The sequence below is a fragment of the Phenylobacterium sp. genome (assembly GCF_030654915.1).
Taxonomy (GTDB): Bacteria; Pseudomonadota; Alphaproteobacteria; order Caulobacterales; family Caulobacteraceae; genus Phenylobacterium.
This window is the reverse complement of sequence record NZ_JAURWM010000085.1, coordinates 1-15,645: the sequence shown is the minus strand read 5'-3', so window position 1 is coordinate 15,645 and position 15,645 is coordinate 1. Positions and strand designations below refer to the sequence as shown.

The window sequence follows — 15,645 nt, the reverse complement described above, 5'->3', positions numbered from 1 at the left end:
ATAAGTTCCTGAAAGTGGCGGCTATCGCCGCTGTCTCCAGCTTTGCAGTCGCCGGCGCAGCGAACGCCGCTATTACAACCTCGATCCTGGGCGACGGCAGCTACGGCTCATACGTTGGCGCTGGCCAGACCATGGTGCAGGATTTTGACGCGGCGCTTGCGCCTGGCTACATCTTCGGAACGACAAACCCGTTCTTTATCGGAACTGGCAGCGCCAATGGCCTCTACGCTGAACCTCCCGGCACCCCGGGAAATTATATAGCCGTGCAGAGCGCCAACGGCACTGACGGCTCGGCGACCTTGACCTCGCTCGGAGGCTTCACGAACTTCAGCCTCTTCATGGGCTCGCCGGACACCTACAACTCCATTACCTTTACTTTCTTCAACGCCCCATCCGTGACCCTAAGTGGCACGCAGATCTCGAATGGCGGCACGCTGTTCCCGACCACCGGCGACCAAAGCCTAGCCTATCGAGTGAACTTCTACTTTGGCGGTGATGTCGCCAAGTCCGTGACGTTGCAGTCGATCGGCCAAAACGCCTACGAAAGCGACGGCTGGGCCGTGAGCGCGGTTCCGGAACCGGCGACCTGGGCGATGATGATCACGGGCTTTGGCCTGGCCGGCGCGGCTATCCGTCGCCGTCGGAACATCCTCGCCGTCGCCTAAGACGAACGAGCATCTCTCTTGATCAGCCGGCGGGGCCCAGCCTCGCCGGCTTTTCTTTTGTCTCGACCCAAGGCCCAGCGACGCAGGAACCAGCGACCCAAGTCCCTGGCGTCGAAGCCGTTCAAATCATTGAAATCTCTGGCGCACCCGACACGATTCGAACGTGTGACCTTTGCCTTCGGAGGGCAACGCTCTATCCAGCTGAGCTACGGGTGCGTCTTCAGAGGTTGCGCTGTCTAACTGAAAGCGAAGCGAAACGGAAGGCTTAGGCGCCCGCCGTCGTCAAGGAAACGAAAACGTCCTCCAGATCGGGGTCTTCGGTGGAGATGTCCTTGATATGCAGACCGGTGGCGCGAACCGCCGCCAACACCTGCTCCACGCTCGACTGGCCGGTCCGGTAGGTGACCGAAAAGGCGCCGCCTGCCCGCGGCCGGGTTTCGAAACCCTCCAGCAACGGCGCATCAGCCAGGGGCTCTTCAGGCGTCACCACCACATTGCGGGTGTCCAGACGGCGCAGCAGGCTGGAAGTCGGCTCGCAGGCCACCACCTCGCCGCGGTTGACGATGGCGATCTGGTCGCAGAGCTCTTGAGCTTCTTCGAGATAGTGGGTGGTGAGCACGATGGTCACGCCCTTGCGGTTCAACTCCAGCACATAGGCCCAGAGTTGACGGCGCAATTCGACGTCCACACCGGCTGTGGGCTCATCGAGGATAAGCACCGGGGGATTGTGCACCATGGCCTTGGCGACCATCAGCCGCCGCTTCATGCCGCCCGACAGCTGGCGCACATAGGCCTCAGCCTTGTCGCCGAGCCCGAGCGCATTAAGCAGCTCCATGGTCCGGCGCTCCTTGGCCGGCACGCCGTACATGCCGGCCTGCACCTCGAGGGACTCGCGCGGGGTGAAGAACGGGTCGGCGGAGATCTCCTGCGGCACCACGCCGATGGCGGCGCGCGCGTCGCGGGGGCGAACGTCGATGTCGCGATCCCAGATCTTCACCGTGCCGCTGGTCTTCTTGGTCAGACCGGCCAGGGTGTTGATGAAGGTCGACTTGCCCGCGCCATTGGGCCCCAGCAGTCCGAAGATCGACCCGCGCGGGATCTTCAGGTTCAGCCCGCGCAAGGCGTGCATCTCCGGCGAGGTCTTGGTGGCCGGATAGATCTTGACCACGTCTTCGGCTTCGATGGCGAATTCGGGAAGAGTCATGCGTCTCTTTGTACCAAGCGCGGCCTCGCGGGCTGAAAGCGCCAGCGAGAATGCGGATGAGGGGCCTGAGACGCCGTTTCGATCGTCCGAAACGAACAGCGCACCAGGGGGCGTGCATTGACGACGAAAGCCGTGGTCGCATACCTAGGCGCGCGCGGAGCATCCGCCAAGCTTCCGCCGCCGGAGAGTTCAAATGGCCCGCAAAGCCCCCGTTCCTGATCAAGGTCGCTCGGCCAAGCTGGAACCCATGCCCGCCAAGGGCGCCCGCACGTCGCATCTGCCGGCCTCGGAAGTCATTGTCGTGCGTTCGGGCCGCGTCGCCTGCGACGGCGTCGGCGGCGCGCTCGGTCACCCACGAGTCTGGCTTGAGATGGGCGAAGCCTCGTTTGTCGAGTGCCCCTACTGCGATCGCCGTTTCGTCCTGCCCGAAGGTTCCGAGGGTCCTGAGGACGAGCGCCTGGCCCCCGGCGTCTACGAAGGCCCGCACGGCCACTAGCCTGCGGTCTTGGCGGCCGTTTTCCGCCAGCATGTCACAAGGGCGTCGCCTATATCGTCGTGATCAGATCTCACTCTGTCAGACGGAAGGCGCCCATGGGCCAGCAAGCCGAGACATTCCGACGACTGCATGAGGGTCCGCAGATCCTCGTCCTGCCCAACGCCTGGGACGCCGCCAGCGCGGCGATGATGGAGGACGCCGGCGCCAAGGCCGTCGCCACCTCCTCGGCCGCGCTCGCCTGGGCGCATGGCTATGCCGACGGCGACATCCTGCCGATACCGACCCTGCTGTCGGCCATCGGTGAAATGACGCGCGTGCTGAAGGTTCCACTCACCGCCGATATCGAGGGCGGCTATTCCGACGACCTGGCCACGGTGGCCGAAACCATCAAGGGCGTCATCGGCGCCGGCGCCGTAGGGATCAATTTCGAGGACGGCGGCCGCTCGCCCGACCTACACGCTCGCAAGATCGAGGCCGCCCGCGAAGCCGCCGCCCAGAGCGGCGTGCCGCTGTTCGTGAACGCCCGGATCGACGTCTATCTGCGCGGCCTGGCCAAGGACGAGGCGGCGCTGGCCGAGACCCTGCGACGCGCCGAACTCTATCGGAGCGCCGGGGCGGATGGTGTCTTCGTGCCGGGGCCGACCGACGAGCCCCTCCTGGCGACCTTGGCGCGGGACATCGCCCTGCCGCTGAACGTCATGGGCCGCGGCGGCATGGCCCCGGCCGCCAAGCTGCAGGCCCTGGGCGTTCGCCGGCTAAGTTCGGCCACCGCCCCCTTCCGCGTCGCCTATGGAGCGCTGGCCCAGGCGGTGGAGGCCTATCTCGCCGATGGCGACGCCAGCGCCTTGGCGGAGGCCGGCAAGGACGCCCCGGACCTCAACAAGCGGTTTGGCTGACAAACTCAGGCCGTGAGCGCGCCGCCCTCGAACGTTGGCGCCGTCGCGTCCTGGATCGCGCTGACCAGCGCCCCGATGCTGATCGGCTTGGTCAAATAGCCGTGGAAGCCGGACGACTGGCCCCGCGTCATGGTCTCGGCCAGCACATTGGCCGAGATCGCGATGACCGGGATATTGCGGGTGACCGGATTGGCCTCCAGCCGCGCCTTGACCTGGAAGCCGTCCATGCCCGGCAGATTGATGTCGAGCAAGATGACATCAGGCCCCAGGCGCGCCGCCAACTCCAGGCCTTCGACCGGATGCTCGGCGACGTGCAGGTCCAGTCCGCCCAGTGCGTCGGCGATGTGGCGCATCAGGCGGATGTTGGAGGCGTTGTCCTCGATATAGAGCACCGTGGCCTGCGGGCCGGCGCCGACGACGGCTTGCGCACCCTGGGGGGCGACACGCGCCTCGACCTGGTCCAGCGTCGCGGACGGCAGATCGACAATGAAGGTCGAGCCGACATTCTCCCGGCTCTCGACCCTCAGCTCGCCCTCCATGGCCTCGACCAGACGGCGGGTCAGGGCGAGCCCTAGCCCCGCGCCCTCCACGTCCAGGCCCTCTCGTCCCAGCCGCTCGAAGGGCTCGAACAGTTCGCCCATCCGGTGCGAGGGAATGCCCAGGCCTGTGTCGATCACGCTGAGCAGCACCCGGTCGCCGGCCGCCCGCATCTCGACCTGCACCGAGCCGCCCGGTCGATTGTACTTGATGGCGTTGGAGATCAGGTTCGACAGCACCTGCTTGAGTCGCAGATGATCGGCGCGGACGGCGATGTCCTCGTCGGCCGCGGCGATCTTCAAGCCGATCTGCGCGCGGTCGGCCGCGAGCTTGAAGCTGCCATACAGCCCTCGGGCCAAGTCCTGCGGGTCGATAGCCTCGATCGAGATCGACACCTTGCCGCTCTCGATCTTGGCGAAGTCCAGCACCTCCTCGATCAGGGCCAGCAGGTGGCGCCCGGCGGTCTGGATCTGATCGACCGCCTCGGTCTGGCGCGGGCTCAGACCATCGCCCCCACCCGCCATCTGCATGACCTCGGCGAAACCGATGACGGCGTTGAGCGGCGTGCGCAGCTCGTGGCTCATATTGGCCAGGAAGTCGGACTTGGCCCGGTTGGCCGATTCCGCCCGCCGGCGCTGTTCATCGAGGGCCGCCAGGGCTGTGGTGAGATCCACGGTGCGCGATTGCACCACGCCTTCCAGGTCTTCATTCACGGCCCGCAGCCGCTCGGCCTCGGCCATGGAGCGCGCCTCAAGCCGGCGGTCGAGATAGGCGCACATCAGGGCGATGCCGAGAATCAACGCCATGCAGGCGACGATCGTCGCCGCGAGCAGCGAGCCCGAGACCAAGGAGCCGCCAGCGATGTCGGCCTCGGGCAACACCACCATGACCGTCCCCGCCATGGCCGTGAAATGCATCCCGCAGATCGCCGCCGCCATGATCAGGGCGGCGAGCGCGCGCTGTGTCGCCGTGCGTAGCGTGACGACGAGCCAGAGGGCCACGGTGGACGCGCCAAGCGCGATCAAGACCGACAGGGCGAAGAACAGCGGGCGATAATAGATATCGCCCGGCCCCCGCAGGGCGCTCATGCCCATGTAGTGCATGGTGCAGACGCCCAACCCGACCAGGGCGCCGCCGCCAAGAATCCGCAGCGGCGTGGTGCGCGCGGCCAGCACCTGCAATCCGGCGGCGACCCCGGCCACGGCGACAACCCCGGAGATGATGGTCAAGCCCGCGTCATACTGCACGGTGAAGGGCGTGCGGTAGGCCAGCATGCCGATGAAGTGCATCGACCAGACGCCGCCGCCCAGCACGAGAGCCGCGCCAAAGTGCCAAAAGCGCCGCGAGGAAGGCGTGGCCGTGCGCAATCGTTCGGTCATGTCGAGGGCGGTGAACGAGGCCACCACGGCGATCAGATAGGAGAGCACCACCAAGGCGGTGTCGTGGTGGGTCTGGACGCCGACAGCGGCGTTGCTGAAGCAGAGCCCGAGTATTTGCATGACCCGCTCACCCCCCAGGGAGCATGTCACCGACTACGTCTGGTAGTTGTTCACCACGGAAAATATCGCATAGGAGGTAAGCCTTACCTTAACGCCGCGAACGGGAGGGTGACCAAAGGCCATCTGGTCCCTATCTTCCCGGCATGACCGACGCGCCCCTCGAAGCCCTCGCCACTCTCGACGACATCCCCCGCCAACCGACCCAGGACGGGCCGGCGGTGCGGCTCTATCTGGTGGATGGCTCAGGGTTCATTTTTCGCGCCTATCACGCCCTGCCGCCGCTGACGCGCAAGTCGGACGGCCTGCCGATCGGCGCCATCTCCGGCTTCTGTAACATGCTGTGGAAATTGCTGGTGGACATGCGCGCCCAGGCCGAGGGCCCCACCCATCTGGCGGTCATCTTCGACCACTCGGAGAAGACCTTCCGCAACAAGCTGTACGATCAGTACAAGGCTCACCGCCCGCCGGCGCCCGAGGACCTCGTCCCGCAGTTCCCCCTGGTGCGCGAGGCCACGCGGGCCTTCGGCGTGCCCAGCCTGGAACTGGCCGGCTACGAGGCCGACGACCTGATCGCGGCCTATGCCTGCAAGGTGCGCGACGCCGGCGGTCATGTGACCATCGTCTCGTCCGACAAGGACCTGATGCAGCTGGTCGGACCCAACGTCGAGATGCTCGACACCATGAAGAACCTCAAGATCGGCCATGAGCAGGTGGTCGAGAAATTCGGCGTGCCGCCGAACAAGGTGGTCGATGTCCAGGCCCTGTGCGGCGACAGCGTCGACAACGTGCCGGGCGCGCCTGGGATCGGCGTCAAAACCGCCGCCCTGCTGATCAATGAATATGGCGACCTCGACACGCTGCTGGCCCGCGCCTCGGAGATCAAGCAGCCCAAGCGCCGCGACACCCTGATCGAGTTCGCTGACCAGATCCGCCTGTCGCGCGAACTGGTGCGACTCGATTGCGAGACGCCGTTGCCGGCGCCGATCGACGACCTAGCGATCGCCGAGCCGGACCCCGAGGTGCTGGGCAAGTTCCTCGAGGAGATGGAGCTCCGCACCCTGGCCCGCCGCGTCTCGGGCGGCGGCGGCACAGCGAGCACACCGGGCGCGCCAGCCCCCGCCAAGCCCAGCACGCCCGATCATCCGGCCATCGACACCAGCGCCTATGTCTGTGTTCGCGACCTGGCCACCCTGGACGCCTGGATCGCCCGCGCGCGCGCGGTGGGGGTGGTGGCCTTCGACACCGAGACCGACGCCCTCTCATCAGCCAATGCGGCGCTTTGCGGCATCTCCCTGGCCATGGCGCCGGGCGAGGCCTGCTACATCCCGGTCGGCCACGAGAACGAAGGCACGGGCGGCCTGGAGTTCGAGACTCCGGCCGAGATCGAACAGATCGCCTGCGACGAGGTGATCGCGCGGCTGAAGCCGCTGCTCGAGGACCCGTCGGTCCTGAAGATCGCGCAGAACGCCAAGTACGACATCGCCGTGCTCTCGCGGTACGGGATCGAGGTCGGCCCCATCGAGGACACCATGCTGATCAGCTACGTGCTGGAGGCAGGACTGCACAAGAGCCACGGCATGGACGAACTGTCCAAGCGCTGGCTGGCGCACGAGCCGATCAAGTTCGCCTCGGTGACCGGGTCCGGCAAGGCTCAGAAAAGCTTCAAGCACGTGCCGCTGGACCCGGCGACCTGCTACGCGGCCGAGGACGCCGACGTGACCTTGCGGCTGTATCAACATCTGCGGCCGCGCCTGGTCGCGGAGGGGCTGCTCACCGTCTACGAGACCCTGGAGCGGGGCATGCCGCCGGTCCTGGCGATGATGGAGAACAACGGGATCAAGGTCGATCCGGACCAGCTGCGCAAACTCTCCTACGACTTCTCGAACCGCATGGGGGAATTGGAGGCCGAAGCCCACAAGCTGGCTGGCCGACCGTTCAACCTCGGCTCGCCCAAACAGGTCGGCGAACTGCTGTTCCAGGAGATGGGACTGGCCTCAGGCCGGATGACCGCCACCGGCGCGGCGTCCACGGACGCCTCGATGCTGGAAGACCTGGCCGCTCAGGGCCATGAGTTGCCGCGCGTGCTGCTCGACTGGCGCCAGCTGTCCAAGCTGAAGGGCACCTATACCGACAATCTGGTGGCGGCCATCGCGCCTCGGACCAACCGCATCCACACATCCTACGCACTGGCCTCGACCACCACGGGCCGCCTTTCCTCCAACGACCCGAACCTGCAGAACATCCCGATCCGCACGGAAGAAGGCCGCAAGATCCGCAAGGCCTTCATCGCCGAGCCCGGCCATGTGCTGATCAGCGCCGACTACAGCCAGATCGAACTGCGGATCCTGGCCCATGTCGGCGACATCCCGCAGCTCAAGAAGGCCTTCCTGGAGGGCCACGACATTCACGCGGCCACCGCCTCGGAAATGTTCGGTGTGCCGATCGAGGGCATGCCCGCCGAGACTCGTCGCCGCGCCAAGGCGATCAACTTCGGCATCGTCTACGGCATCTCGGCCTTCGGCCTGGCCAACCAGCTGTCGATCCCGCAGGACGAGGCCGGGGCCTATATCAAGACCTACTTCGAGCGCTTCCCAGGTATCCGCGCCTATATGGACCGCACCAAGCTGGCCGCCCGCACCCAGGGCTTCGTGACCACCGTCTTCGGCCGCAAGGTCAATATCCCGGCGGTGAAGTCCAAGTCGGCGGCCGAGCGCGCCTTCGGCGACCGGGCGGCGATCAACGCCCCGATCCAAGGCGCGGCCGCCGACGTGATGCGCCGGGCGATGATCCAGATGCCGGGCGCGCTGGAACGAGCGGGCCTGACCGCGCGCATGCTGCTGCAAGTGCACGACGAATTGGTCTTCGAAGCGCCAGAGGCGCAGGCCGAGGCGGTCATCACCCTGGCCAAGCGGGTGATGGAGCGCGCGGCTGAACCGGCGGTGGCCTTCACCGTGCCGCTGGTCGTCGAGGCCAGGGCGGCGGCCAACTGGGACGACGCTCACTAGGCGCTCACGTTCGCTTGAAGCGCCGACCTCCCATGACATCGATCATGGGAGCGGCCGCCAAGACGCGTAAGCTCCTGGTCTCACCACCCCAGGAGGATCGTCATGAAGGGCTTCGTCGAGGACATCGAGGACCTGACCGAGAGCAACAAGGACTTCCGCCGCGTGCTCTACACCGGCAAAAACCTGCAGCTGGTTCTGATGTCGCTGAAGGCCGGCGAGGAGATCGGCGAGGAAGTCCACGCCGGGCATGACCAGTTCTTCCGGGTCGAGAAGGGCAAGGGCGAGGTCTGGATCGACGGCGTTCGCACCAAGATCAAGAGCGACCACGCGATCATCGTGCCGGCCGGCGCGCGCCACAACGTGATCAACACCGGCGAGAAGTCGCTGAAGCTCTACACCCTCTACGCCCCGCCCGAGCATCGGGACGGCGTGGTGCATCCCGCCAAGCCGGAGGTCGAAGCCAAGGAAGATCACTTCGATGGCGTCCTCACCGAGGACGGACCCGGCACGAAAATCTAACCGGCGTCAGCGCGGCGGCGAGAGACAGCATGAACGTGGGGTCTAGGCTCCAGCCTGACCGGCTGGCAAATGATCGCCTAACCCCTTGGGGCCGACGAACACGCGCTCGCTTAGACGCGGGAGGTTCCTGGTGGAGCCGAGCGGAGTCGAACCGCTGACCTCCTCATTGCGAACGAGGCGCTCTACCAACTGAGCTACGGCCCCAGGAAGGCGCGGAATTAGGGGGTCGGACCCCACCCTGTCAAGCCGCCTCGTCGCAACACCGCGTCACGGCTTGCCAGCCGCGCCCTGTCGGACGATACAGGACCCTTCCTCCGCCTCGGAATTCCTGATGATCTCGCTGATCGGCTTCGTGTTCTACATTGTGAACGCAATCCTCGGATTGCTGGTCTTCGCGCTGATCGCCAGCGCCATCCTGTCGTGGCTGGTGGCCTTCGACGTGATCAATCTGCGCAACCAGTTCGTCTATAATGTCGCCCGGTTCCTCGACGCGGTCACGCGGCCGGTCCTGGCGCCTTTCCAGAAGATTATGCCGAACCTGGGCGGGGTCGACATCAGCCCGGTCCTGGCGATCCTGGTGATCTCCGGCATCCAGCGCTACCTGCTGCCGGCGGTGGCCAACGGCCTGATCGGCCTGTTCGCCTAGGATCATGCGACTGCCCGTCAGGGTGACGCCCAAGGGCGGCCGCGACGGCGTCGACGGCTGGGCGCTCGATCCAGCCGGGCGGCCCTATCTGAAAGTCCGGGTCTCGGCCGCGCCCGCCGACGGCCAGGCCAACGCCGCGCTCACCGCCTTCCTCGCCAAGACGCTGGGGCGCCCGAAGTCGGCGGTCCGCATCGTCTCTGGCGAAGCCGCCCGGCTGAAGATCATCGAGATCGAAGGCCTGGACGAGCAGGACATCGAGGCGGCCTTCGGCCAGCGGCCGACTCCCGCCTAGACGGGCCAATCCCATCCAGTTCGTCATCGCCGGGCTTGTCCCGGTGATCCATACGCACGAACCTTCCAGGCAGCTCCCCGACCGCGGAGTCTATGGGTGGCCGGCACAAGAGCCGGCCATGACGATCTTGCCGAGGAAGCGCGGCGCTAGAACTCTTCCCAGCCGCTGTCCTGGCGTTCAGCGACCAGGCGCGGGCCGCCGCTCCCCACAGCCTGGCGCTGAGCCGGCCGCTGGCGCTCGGCCGGGCGCTGCTGCGCCTGTTCGACGACGCCGGTCTTGAACTGACCGATCAGCCGGGCCAGCTCCACCGCTTCGCTGGCCAAGGCATGGCTGGCGGCGGTCGATTCCTCGACCATGGCGGCGTTCTGCTGGGTGACCTGGTCCATCTGGTTCACGGCCGTGTTCACCTGATGCAGGCCGGTGGCCTGTTCCTGGGCGCTGGCGGCGATCTCGCCGACAATGCCGTTGATCTCGGCCACCTGGGTGACGATCAATTGCAACGCCTTGCCGGTTTCGGCGACCAGGCCCACACCGCGCCCGACCTGGGTCGAGGAGGTGTTGATCAAGGCCTTGATCTCCTTGGCCGCATCGGCCGAGCGCTGGGCGAGGGCCCGCACTTCCGAGGCGACGACCGCGAAGCCACGGCCGGCGTCGCCGGCGCGGGCGGCCTCGACCCCGGCGTTCAGCGCCAGCAGGTTGGTCTGGAAGGCGATCTCGTCGATCACCCCGATGATCTGGCCGATCTGCTTGGAGGAGGTCTCGATCTCGCCCATGGCGTCGGTTGCGTGACGCACCACGTCGGCGCTCTCGGCGGCGTTGGCGCGAGCGGTCTGGACGACGCCCTGGGCGTGAGTGGCGCCCTCGGCGGTCTTGCGGACCGTGGCGGTGATCTGGTCAAGCGCCGCGGCGGTCTCTTCCAGACTCGCGGCCTGCTGCTCGGTGCGGCGCGACAGGTCGTCCGCCGCCTTGCTGATTTCGTCGGCGCCTGAGCGCATGTTGGAGGTGGCGCCGACCACCACGCCCATCGTGTTCTGCAGTTGGCTCATGGCCATGTTGAAGTCGTGCTTCAGGGCTTCGTACTCCGGGGCGAACTGGCCCTCGACGCGCGCGGTCAAGTCGCCGTGAGCCAGGCGTTCAAGCCCCTGAGCCAAGGCGCCGACGACCCTTGCCTGCTGCTCGGCGACAGCGGCCCGCTCCGCCTCCGCCCGGCGACGTTCGGTGTCGGCGGCAAGATTGGCCGCTTCCTGGCCGGCGCGCAGGGCGCGGTTCTCAGCCAGGCCATGACGGAAGCCGTCCAGGGCCCGAGCGATCTCGCCGACCTCATCGCCCTTGTCGACTCCGCCGACCGCCTGGTCATAGCGACCGGCCGACAGTTCGCCGACAGCGGCGGTGATCTGCGCCAGGGGCTGGCGCACCAGCTTGCCCACGGCGATGAACAGAGCGCCTAGGACCAGAGCCAGGATCACCAGGCCGCCGACCGCCAGGCCAATGGCCAGTTGGCGGGCTGGGCCGGTGATGTGCTTGGTCGGGACATCCATCACCACCGCCCAGGTGGAGTTCAGGCCCGGCAGCGGCGCGGGCGTCACCAGACGCTCGACCTGACCGATCGGCTGTTCCAGGCGGGTCAGCAGAACCGGCTCACCGCTTGAGAGCGCAGCCTTCAATTCACTCGCGCCAGCGTCGGCATAGGGCTTCATGCGCAGGGCCACGTCGGGATGGGAGACCCAGTTGGCGTTCGGCGACACCAGCATCACCCGGCCGTCGCCGAAGGGCTTCAGGGCCCCCAGGCGGCTAGACACGTCGTCAAGCGCCAGGTCGAGCCCGGCCACGCCGATCATCTTGCCGCCGGACATCACCGGGAACGTGACCGAGGTCATCGAAACGGTCTTGCCGTCGACCTCGTAGGGATAGGGTTCGACAATGGCGGCTTTGCCGCTCTTAAAGCTGGTTTGATAGAATGGCTGCTCGTAGTCCGTACCGGTGTCCAGCGGCTCCAGCCGCACCTGCCCGCCGCTGCTCACCCAGTAAGGCGTGAACTGACCGAGCTTGTTGGAGCCACCAGCGGTGTCGCCCAAATGGGCCGCGTCCTGGCCGTCGAGCGCATCCGGAATCGCCATGAACCAGGCGCCGAGGATCATCGGCGAGGCTGAGGCCGAGGGCTTCAGAAGTTGCGCAAGCACGGTGCGGTCGCGAACCCCCGCCTCGTGAGCCGCGCCGAGCGTCAAGGCCATCGCCGAGCCGACGCCCTGGATCTGGCCAAGGTCGGTCGCCACCTGGGCGGCCGCCTTGCCGGCCAGGGCCCGGGCGTTGTCGTTGGAAAGGTCCCGCACCATCCCGCTAGCGTTGGCCGCGACCAGCGCCGCGGCCAACAACAGCAGCGCCCCGATCGCGCACCCCGCTGCGATCATCAATTTCCAGGCAATAGACAGACGGGCCAACATACTCGTGGATCCTTGACGACCGATCGGGGACACGCGGGAGGGTTAGTGCGCTAGGCGGCGACCGCTTGGAGGTCGGCCGGCAGGATGTGATTGAGCGAGAGCAGGGAGACGATCCCCGTATCCGTGGTCATCACACCGGCGACATAGGCCGCCGATTCCTGGCTCCCCACTTCCGGCGGAGGCTGGATTAGCCCCTCGGTGACCGTGAGAATGTCGGACACCGCATCGACCACCAGGCCCATCTGGGCCTCGCCGATCTGGGCGACCACCACGACCGACGACGCGCTGGGCGAGGCCGGGCCGAGGCCGAGCCGCGCGCCCAGGTCGATGACCGGCAGGATCGCTCCACGCAGATTCATCATGCCCAGAACATGCGGCGGCGCGTGGGGCAGCGGCGTCGCGGCCGTCCATCCCCTAATCTCGCGGACCGCCATGATGTCGATCGCATAGGCCTGGTCGCCAATGCGGACCGAGATCAACTCGGCGCCGGGCGACGGTATGCGTGACGTGGAAACTTCCATCAGAACTCCTCCCAAGTGTCGGCTTCTCCGACCGGCTCATAGCGCGCCGCAGTGGCGGCGCCGGAGCTGTAACCCCTTGCAGGCAAGGGTCGCGACGCGCGAGGCGCAGCGGTCTTACGGGCGACCGGACGATCGTTGTCCTGGCCAATCATGAACTGGCCCATCAAGCGGGCAAGCTCGGTGGCTTCGCTAGCGAGCGCGTGACTGGCGGCGGTGGACTCTTCGACCATGGCCGCATTCTGCTGCGTAACTTGATCCATCTGATTAACGGCGGTGTTGACCTGGTGCAGACCGACGGCCTGTTCCTGGGCGCTGGCGGCGATCTCCGACACCGCCCCGTTGATCTCGGCCACCTGGGTGGCGATCCGTTGCAACGCCTTGCCGGTCTGGGCGACCAGGTCGACGCCTTGGCCGACCTGCGCCGAGGAGGCTGTGATCAGCGACTTGATCTCCTTGGCCGCCTCCGCCGAACGCTGCGCCAGAGCCCGAACTTCCGAAGCGACGACCGCGAAGCCGCGGCCAGCTTCCCCGGCCCGGGCGGCCTCGACGCCGGCGTTCAGAGCCAGCAGGTTAGTCTGGAAGGCGATCTCGTCGATCACCCCGATGATCTGGCCGATCTGCTTGGACGAGCCTTCGATCTCACCCATGGCCGCGGTCGCACGGCTGACGATCACCGCGCTCTGCTCGGCGTCCGATCGCGCGGTCTCCACGACCGTGCGGGCATGATTGGCGCCCTCGGCGGTCTTGCGGACCGTGGCGGTGATCTGGTCGAGCGCCGCGGCGGTCTCTTCCAGGCTCGCGGCCTGCTGCTCGGTGCGGCGCGACAGGTCGTCGGCCGCCTGACTGATCTCGCCGGCGCCGGAGCGCATGTTGGTGGTGTTGCCGGTGATCACCGACATGGTGCTCTGAAGCGTCTCCACCGCGGCGTTAAAATCGGTCTTCAACTGCTCGGCCTTGGGTGCGAACGTCGCGCTGATGCGGAACGTCAGGTCGCCATGCGCCAGCCTGCCCAGGCCCTCGGCCAGCGAGCCGATCGCGATGGCGTCCTGTTCGGCGTCACGCGCCTTTTCCTCTTCGCGCAGCTGACGTTCAGCCTCGACCGCGGCGCGGTGCTCGGCGCTCTCGGCCTCAAGGCGCAGCTTCTCGATCGCCGCGTCCTTGAAGGCAAGCACCGCCTGCGCCATCTGGCCGATCTCGTCCTTGCGGCCAATGGCGGGGACATCGACGGTGTTGTCGCCTGACGCCAGGCGTCCCATCACGCGAGACATCGCGCCAACCGGCGCCGCGATCGCTCGCGACAGGATCCAGGCCATCACCGCGGCGGCTGCGACAGCGATCAGGCTGCCCACAATCAAGACCAGTTGGGCCTGGCTGATAGCCTTCTGCTGGGCTTCGAAGCGCTCAGTCACCAGGGCCGTCTGCGCCGTCAGGATTTCGCCCTGAACGCCGCGGACATCCGTCAGCCGGACATCGTCGATCATGGCGCGCGCCTGCTCCAGCGTGGCGGGATCGCGAGCCAAGGCGATGATCTGGTCGTTCTTGCCGCGCCATTCGATCAGGGCTGTCTTCAGACGGGCCGCTCGCTCGCGCTGCTCGGGCCGCGACGTGCGAGCGGTGAAGGATTCGAGGCGCTTGTCAGCGGCCTCCGCATCCCCCGCATAGCCTTTAAGGAAGTCGTCATTCTGGGTGGCGGCGAAGCCCCGCGCACCGTTCTGTTGTTCCACGGAATAGGCAAGAACAGCGGTGACATCCTGGATATTCAGATTGCTGGTGCTGTTCTGCTCAGCGGCCTTGTCGATGGTGTTCAGACTGAAAAACACCATGACCGCCGATAGCGTAAAGACCGCCAGGATCAGGGCGAACGCCGAGATCAACTTGGTCGATATACGCACGTCTTTGAAGTTCATAGCCACGCCCCGAAAGTAATATGGGCCAAGTCATCGACCTCATTTCGCTTCCCGACTGTTAACCGCAGTTAATCGGCGTCAGGCAAATTGTCGCATCCGGAAAGCTGCGCCGGTTGGTCGCGAAAGTGACACAATTCAAGATGGACAAATGGGAATTACCGAAATCTACTCTTGGCAATACCTGCCCCCTCAGCATCGGCCATACTTCGGTTGCGGACAGGCAGGTCGCACTGATCGGCTGGCGCCCGCGGTTCGGCCGCGCTACCCACTAGCGACCGACGTCAGAAGGAGCAGGTCGTGAGTCACACCCTTCTCGTGAGCGCCAGCTAGTGTCAGACCGCGCCCAACTGGCCCGCGCCATAGCCGCGGCGCGCAAGATCGTCGTGTTCACCGGCGCCGGTATTTCCACCGAGTCCGGCGTTCCCGACTTTCGCAGTCCAGGCGGGGTCTGGAGCCGAATGAAACCGATCTACTTCCAGGAGTTCGTAGGCGACGAAGGCCGCCGGCGAGAGGCCTGGACGCGGGTCTATTCGGGGGCGGCGCGCTGGACCGGCGCCCAGCCCAATGACTGCCATACCGCCGTCGCCCGGCTGGTCGCGAGCGGTAGGGCCACGACGGTGATCACCCAGAACGTGGACAACCTACACCAGCAGTCGGGCGTCCCCGATGATCACGTGATTGAGCTGCACGGTAATGCTCACTATGCGCGCTGCCTCGCCTGCGGGTTGCGGCACGAGTTCGACGATTTCCGCGAAAGCTTCTTGGAGCGTGGCGAAATTCCGACCTGCCGGGCCTGCGGCGGCCTGGTGAAGTCCGCGACCATCTCATTTGGCCAGGCCATGCCCGATGAGCCGATGGAGCGGGCGCAGGCCGCCACGCTCGCCTGCGACCTGTTCCTAGTGCTGGGCTCGTCGCTGGTGGTGTATCCGGCGGCGGGCTTCCCCGCGCGCGCCAAACGCCAGGGTGCGCACCTCGCCATCGTCAACCGCGAGCCGACGCCGCTCGACTCGGTTGCCG

The 15,645-nt window shown here is 66.5% G+C and carries 13 protein-coding genes and 2 tRNA genes; 8 read left to right on the top strand and 7 right to left on the bottom strand.

Features of this window, described 5'->3' with window-relative positions:
• Positions 1-665, top strand: a 665-nt coding sequence (locus Q7T84_RS04170) for a PEPxxWA-CTERM sorting domain-containing protein (RefSeq protein WP_304806440.1), incomplete at its 5' end; no start/stop codon positions are given.
• Between the two features lie 139 nt (positions 666-804).
• On the opposite strand, the gene Q7T84_RS04165 is transcribed toward Q7T84_RS04170, so the two are convergent.
• Positions 805-881 (bottom strand) — tRNA-Arg (locus Q7T84_RS04165).
• A 49-nt stretch (positions 882-930) separates the two neighbouring features.
• Positions 931-1,869 carry an ABC transporter ATP-binding protein gene (locus Q7T84_RS04160; RefSeq protein ID WP_304806439.1) on the bottom strand — a complete coding sequence of 313 codons (939 nt, stop codon included), beginning with the start codon at positions 1,867-1,869 and terminating at the stop codon, positions 931-933.
• Positions 1,870-2,116: 247 nt separating this feature from the next.
• Between Q7T84_RS04160 and Q7T84_RS04155 the strand changes: the two genes are divergently transcribed.
• Both Q7T84_RS04155 and Q7T84_RS04150 read left to right on the top strand, forming a co-directional pair.
• Positions 2,117-2,365 carry a zinc-finger domain-containing protein gene (locus Q7T84_RS04155; protein ID WP_304806441.1) on the top strand — a complete coding sequence of 83 codons (249 nt, stop codon included), beginning with the start codon at positions 2,117-2,119 and terminating at the stop codon, positions 2,363-2,365.
• A gap of 95 nt (positions 2,366-2,460) precedes the next feature.
• The gene (locus Q7T84_RS04150) at positions 2,461-3,261 is read left to right on the top strand and encodes an isocitrate lyase/phosphoenolpyruvate mutase family protein (protein ID WP_304806438.1); all 801 of its coding nucleotides are present in this window, start codon (positions 2,461-2,463) and stop codon (positions 3,259-3,261) included.
• A 5-nt stretch (positions 3,262-3,266) separates the two neighbouring features.
• Here Q7T84_RS04150 and Q7T84_RS04145 read toward each other — a convergent pair whose 3' ends face one another.
• Positions 3,267-5,297 carry an MHYT domain-containing protein gene (locus Q7T84_RS04145; protein WP_304806437.1) on the bottom strand — a complete coding sequence of 677 codons (2,031 nt, stop codon included), beginning with the start codon at positions 5,295-5,297 and terminating at the stop codon, positions 3,267-3,269.
• Positions 5,298-5,440: 143 nt separating this feature from the next.
• Here Q7T84_RS04145 and polA point away from each other — a divergent pair, with 143 nt between their 5' ends.
• Both polA and Q7T84_RS04135 read left to right on the top strand, forming a co-directional pair.
• Entirely contained in the window at positions 5,441-8,302 is a 2,862-nt protein-coding gene (gene polA / locus Q7T84_RS04140; protein WP_304806436.1) for a DNA polymerase I, read from the top strand.
• 102 nt (positions 8,303-8,404) lie between these two features.
• Complete coding sequence (locus Q7T84_RS04135; protein ID WP_304806435.1) at positions 8,405-8,821, top strand: cupin domain-containing protein; 417 nt, start codon at positions 8,405-8,407, stop codon at positions 8,819-8,821.
• Positions 8,822-8,949: 128 nt separating this feature from the next.
• On the opposite strand, the gene Q7T84_RS04130 is transcribed toward Q7T84_RS04135, so the two are convergent.
• Positions 8,950-9,025 (bottom strand) — tRNA-Ala (locus Q7T84_RS04130).
• Positions 9,026-9,152: 127 nt separating this feature from the next.
• Between Q7T84_RS04130 and Q7T84_RS04125 the strand changes: the two genes are divergently transcribed.
• On the top strand, positions 9,153-9,467 hold the full coding sequence (locus tag Q7T84_RS04125; RefSeq protein ID WP_304806434.1) for a YggT family protein: 315 nt from the start codon (positions 9,153-9,155) through the stop codon (positions 9,465-9,467).
• Between the two features lie 4 nt (positions 9,468-9,471).
• Positions 9,472-9,759 carry a DUF167 family protein gene (locus tag Q7T84_RS04120; protein ID WP_304806433.1) on the top strand — a complete coding sequence of 96 codons (288 nt, stop codon included), beginning with the start codon at positions 9,472-9,474 and terminating at the stop codon, positions 9,757-9,759.
• 146 nt (positions 9,760-9,905) lie between these two features.
• Here the strand turns inward: Q7T84_RS04120 and Q7T84_RS04115 are convergent, their stop codons facing one another.
• Genes Q7T84_RS04115 through Q7T84_RS04105 form a run of 3 tightly spaced genes read right to left on the bottom strand, consistent with a single transcriptional unit; the run spans position 9,906 to position 14,628 of the window.
• Positions 9,906-12,200: a methyl-accepting chemotaxis protein gene (locus Q7T84_RS04115; protein ID WP_304806432.1), complete on the bottom strand. Its 2,295-nt coding sequence runs from the start codon at positions 12,198-12,200 to the stop codon at positions 9,906-9,908.
• Between the two features lie 50 nt (positions 12,201-12,250).
• The gene (locus Q7T84_RS04110; RefSeq protein ID WP_304806431.1) at positions 12,251-12,721 is read right to left on the bottom strand and encodes a chemotaxis protein CheW; all 471 of its coding nucleotides are present in this window, start codon (positions 12,719-12,721) and stop codon (positions 12,251-12,253) included.
• A complete protein-coding gene (locus Q7T84_RS04105) occupies positions 12,721-14,628 on the bottom strand; it encodes a methyl-accepting chemotaxis protein (RefSeq protein ID WP_304806430.1) in 1,908 nt (635 codons plus the stop codon). Before Q7T84_RS04105 ends, Q7T84_RS04110 begins: the two co-directional genes overlap by 1 nt.
• 329 nt (positions 14,629-14,957) lie before the next feature.
• On the opposite strand from Q7T84_RS04105, the gene Q7T84_RS04100 reads away from it, so the two are divergent.
• Positions 14,958-15,645: Sir2 family NAD-dependent protein deacetylase (locus Q7T84_RS04100; RefSeq protein WP_304806429.1), on the top strand; the 688-nt coding region annotated here is incomplete at its 3' end.